The 4,256-nt window shown below is 73.9% G+C and carries 5 protein-coding genes; 3 read left to right on the plus strand and 2 right to left on the minus strand.

Features of this window, described 5'->3' with window-relative positions; genetic code table 11:
* Positions 1-711, plus strand: a 711-nt coding sequence (locus tag KN815_RS47175) for a TerD family protein (RefSeq protein ID WP_443732351.1), incomplete at its 5' end; no start/stop codon positions are given.
* A gap of 25 nt (positions 712-736) precedes the next feature.
* On the opposite strand, the gene KN815_RS47180 is transcribed toward KN815_RS47175, so the two are convergent.
* Positions 737-1,993 carry a glycosyltransferase gene (locus KN815_RS47180; protein WP_372458653.1) on the minus strand — a complete coding sequence of 419 codons (1,257 nt, stop codon included), beginning with the start codon at positions 1,991-1,993 and terminating at the stop codon, positions 737-739.
* A gap of 95 nt (positions 1,994-2,088) precedes the next feature.
* Between KN815_RS47180 and KN815_RS47185 the strand changes: the two genes are divergently transcribed.
* Together KN815_RS47185 and KN815_RS47190 are read left to right on the plus strand one after the other, a co-directional pair.
* Positions 2,089-2,868 carry a glutamate racemase gene (locus KN815_RS47185; RefSeq protein WP_253209694.1) on the plus strand — a complete coding sequence of 260 codons (780 nt, stop codon included), beginning with the start codon at positions 2,089-2,091 and terminating at the stop codon, positions 2,866-2,868.
* 98 nt (positions 2,869-2,966) lie between these two features.
* Positions 2,967-3,524, plus strand: coding sequence for a hypothetical protein (locus KN815_RS47190; RefSeq protein WP_216347924.1), 558 nt, complete (start codon positions 2,967-2,969; stop codon positions 3,522-3,524).
* Positions 3,525-3,656: 132 nt separating this feature from the next.
* Here the strand turns inward: KN815_RS47190 and KN815_RS47195 are convergent.
* On the minus strand, positions 3,657-4,256 hold a 600-nt coding region (locus KN815_RS47195), incomplete at its 5' end, for an O-antigen ligase family protein (RefSeq protein WP_372458652.1).

Genomic DNA, 4,256 nt, shown 5'->3' on the forward strand with positions numbered 1-4,256 from the left:
CCCTCCACGCCCCTTCCGCCGCCCCCGCCCACCGCACCGGCCGCCCCGGCCCCCGCGCCCGCCACGGCGCCGGTGAGCCTCAGCAAGGTCACCCTGACAAAGGAGGCGCCCGCGGTCTCGCTCACCAAGCAGGGCGGCACCTCCGGCACCATGCGGGTCAACCTCAACTGGCAGGTGCACAAGCAGTTCTCGGGGTGGGCCTCCAAACTGGGCAAGGCCATGGCCATGCACAACGAGCTCGATCTCGACCTTGGTGCGCTGTTCGAACTCTCCGACGGCAGCAAGGGCGTGGTCCAGGCACTCGGCAACTCGTTCGGCTCGCTGCACCAGCCGCCCTTCATCCACCTGGACGCCGACGACCGGACCGGCGCCCGGGCGGCCGGTGAGAACCTCACCATCAACCTCGACCACCTGGGGTCGTTCCGCCGGATCCTGGTCTTCGTGACCATCTACGAGGGCGCCCGCAGTTTCGCCAACCTCCACGCCACGGTCACCCTCCAGCCGCAGTTCGGCGCCCCGATCGACTTCTCGCTCGACGAGTGCACCGTTCCGTCCCCGGTCTGCGCCCTCGCGCTCATCACCAACACCGGCGGCGATCTCGTCGTACAGCGCGAGGCCCGTTATCTGGTGCCGCAGCGTGGCGTCAGCCCGCAGCGCACCCTCGACCACGCCTACGGCTGGGGCATGAACTGGACACCCGGCCGCAAGTGAAGACCCGGTGCACGGGGCGCGGCCGTCAGGGCGCGGCGCTGGGGTGGGCGTAGGTGCGCCCCTTCCAGGCCGCGCCCTGTCCGAGGTGGTGCCGCACCGCCGAGTCCACGGTCATCAGGAGGTAGAGAAGGGCCGTCAGGGGCAGCAGCGGCGCCAGCCACAGGGTCTGCCGGTAGTAGCGCAGCATCGGGATGTAGCTGCCCGCCATCAGGGCCCAGGCGGCGGCGCCCAGCGCCAGTAGCGCGGGACGCTCCGTCAGCACCCCGGCGCCCACGGCCGCGGGCGGCACGAGATACACCACCGCCAGCCCCGCGACCGTCATCAGCAACAGCAGCGGCTGGTCGCGGAGTTGGGTGTACGCGCTGCGCGAGACCATCCGCCACAGCTCGCCCAGCCGCGGATACGGCCGCACGCTGTCGACCCGGTCGGCCAGCCCCAGCCAGATCCGCCCGCCGGACCGTTTCACCGCGCGGGCCAGCGCCACGTCGTCGATGACCGACTGCCGGATCGTCTCCGGGATCCCGGCCCGCTCGGCGGCCTCCCGGCGCAGCAGCACACAGCCGCCCGCGGCCGCCGCGGTGCGCCCCCGGGGCCGGTTGACCCACCGAAAGGGGTAGAGCTGGGCGAAGAAGTAGACGAAGGCGGGCACGATCAGCCGCTCCCAGCAGGTCGCCACCCGCAGCCGCGCCATCTGGGAGACGAGGTCCAGTCCGTTCGCCTCGGCCGCGCGCACCAACTCCCGCAGGGAGTCCGGTTCATGTGCGATATCCGCGTCCGTCAGCAGCAGGTAGTCGACCCCGCCGTCATCCTTACGGTCGGCCTCGTCCGCACGGCCGCCGTCGTCCTCATGGTTGCCGTCGTCCTTACGGTCCGCGGCGATACGGGTCGTCGCGAGCGCCATGCCGTGCCGCACCGCCCACAGCTTGCCGGTCCAGCCGGGGCCGGGTTCGCCGGGGGAGTCGACGGTCAGCGGCAGCCCGCCGTACTCCTCGGCCAGTTCGCGGGCGAGCTTTCCGGTGCCGTCCGAACTGCCGTCGTCGATCAGGAAGATCTCCGCCGGCCCCGGATAGTCCTGGGCGAGCAGCGAGGGCAGGCTGGCCGGAAGCACGGCGGACTCGTCCCGGGCGGGCACCACGACGGCCACCGAGGGCCATCCCGCGGGCTCCGGCGGCCCGGAGCCGTCCGGGCCCCTCCGGGGCAGCCGGACGTCCGTACGCCAGAAGAAGCCCTGGCCCAGCAGCAGCCACAGCCATGCGGCCAGCGACCCGGCGGCGATCCACATCAGCGCGCTCACCCGCCGAAGTCTGCCCGAAGGTGTGCCCGGCCGTCGGGCGCACCGGACCGATCCATTAAGGTGACCGGGTGAAGATCGCGCTTATGGACTCCGGAATCGGGCTCTTGCCCGCCGCCGCCGCGATGCGCCGACTGCGGCCGGACGCCGATCTCCTTCTCTCCTCCGACCCCGCCACCATGCCATGGGGACCGCGCACTCCAGAGGGCGTCACCGAGCTCGCCCTGGGCTGCGCCCGGGCCGCCGCCGCGCACCGCCCCGACGCGCTGATCGTCGCCTGCAACACCGCCTCCGTCCACGCCCTGCCCGCGCTGCGCGCCGAGCTGGAGCCCGTGCTGCCGGTCGTCGGGACCGTGCCCGCCATCAAGCCCGCGGCGGCCGGGGGCGGCCCGATCGCCATCTGGGCCACCCCGGCCACCACCGGCAGCCCGTACCAGCGCGGACTGATCCGCGACTTCGCGGACGGCGTCGAGGTGACCGAGGTGCCGTGCCCGGGGCTCGCGGACGCGGTGCAGCACGCCGACACCGAGGGGATCGACGCCGCGGTGGCCGCCGCGGCGGCCCGCACCCCGCGCGAGGTAACGACCGTCGTCCTGGGCTGCACCCATTACGAACTGGTCGCCGACCGCATCCGGGCCGCCGTACAGCAGCCGGACGCGCCGCCGATCGCCCTCCATGGCTCGGCCGGGGCCGTCGCCGCCCAGGCCCTGCGCCGGATCGGCGCCGACCCCTTCCCGCCGGACGGCGCGGTCGCCCCCGGCGGGCTGACCGTCATCCTCGGCGGGCGCGAGGCCCCCTTGCCGGAGGTCGCCCTGACCTACGCCGAAGGAGTGCTGCTGGCACCCGTCGCCCCGGCGCGCGGTTGACAGCGGCGCCTTGTGCGGTGAGCTGACCGCAACGCTCTCCACCAGCGGAATCGCTCTCCCCGCTGCCGGGTGGCCGGAACCTGAGTACGCTGCCAACCATGAGGCACCACGACCACGGAACGCCGAGCGCCCCCGGGCAGCCGCCCGCGGTCTGGACCGGACGAGCCCACAACCGCGTGCAGTGGGTGCTGGCCGTGGCGGGTGCCGCGTGCCTGGCGCTCGGTGTCGACCTCGCCGTGGACTCACCATGGGGCTCGGGCCTCGCCCCGCTGCTGATGTCCGTCATCGGCTGTGTCACCGCCGGGCTGCTGATGCTCTTCGGCACCCTCGCCTTCGTCCATGTGGCGGTGCGGGTCGACGACGAGGTGCTGGAGATCCGCTGCGGCCATATGGGGCTCCCGCGCCGCCGCATCCCACTCAGCGATGTGGTCCATGCCGATGTGGCCCGTAAGGTCACCCCCTGCCAGTGGGGCGGCTGGGGCTACCGCTGGCGCCCCGACAAGGGCACGGCGGTGGTGGTGCGCCGAGGCGAGGGCGTGGTGGTCCGCCTCGGGGACGGGCGCGTCTTCACGGTCACGGTGGACGACGCGGAGGCGGCGGTCAGGGTCATCCGCGACCGGCTGCGGCTGATCGCGGCGCGCACCTCCCAGGTCTAGACCCCCCGACCCCCTCTTTCGGGGGACGGGGATGTCTTTCGGGGGACACGCCGTCCCTCGCGGCCATCAGGGGCCCGCGTTCCCTTTGGCCGGACGCGTGTGAGGGCGCGTTCTCTCCCGCCGTGCCGGGTCTCATGGCACCGCTCCCGGGTCGTCGTTCAGGCGGGCGGTCGCCAGTCCGGCGAGGAGGCCCGCTCCCGCGGTGATCTGGGAGAAGCTCAGGGCGTTGCCCAGGCAGGACACGACGGCCAGGGCCGTGAGGGTCGCGGCCGCCGTAAGGACCACCGGAGTCGGGCGCGGAGAGCGCCACAGGGCGTGGAGCATCCAGCCGAAGGCCGCGCCCAGCAGAACCACCCCCGGCAGCCCCTGACCGGCCGCCTGCTGGAGCGGCGCCGAATGGGGCTTGGCCTCCGGGCCCTGCGGCTGGGCCGCAACGGCGCTCAACTCGCCGAAGCGGTCCGGGCCCGCACCGCGCAGCGGGTCCGTCTCCTCGATACGGGCCGCGTCCTGCCACAGCCGGATCCGGTGCTCGGTGAGATGGGCGCGCAGGGCGGGCGGGAGGCCGCCGGGGACCGCGCTCTTGGCCACCGCCCAGGTGCCGCCGACCGCGACCGCCGCGATCAGCGCGCACACGGCGAGCGCCGGCAGCCGGTGCCGGTTCCGGGCGGCGGTGAGCGAGCACACCAGGACGGCGCCGCTCGCCACCGAGCCCGCCGTCGAGCCCGTCACCGC

Origin of the sequence: Streptomyces niphimycinicus, assembly GCF_018883605.1 — a bacterium.
GTDB lineage: Bacteria > Actinomycetota > Actinomycetes > Streptomycetales > Streptomycetaceae > Streptomyces > Streptomyces niphimycinicus.

Excerpts from the sequence above, each read along its gene's own strand:
- KN815_RS47180 (WP_372458653.1), bottom strand. The coding sequence starts at position 1,993 with ATGTGGATCGCCGCCGGGTCGCTGGCCGCATGGCTGTGGCTGCTGCTG.
- KN815_RS47185 (WP_253209694.1), top strand. The coding sequence starts at position 2,089 with ATGGACTCCGGAATCGGGCTCTTGCCCGCCGCCGCCGCGATGCGCCGA.
- KN815_RS47190 (WP_216347924.1), top strand. The coding sequence starts at position 2,967 with ATGAGGCACCACGACCACGGAACGCCGAGCGCCCCCGGGCAGCCGCCC.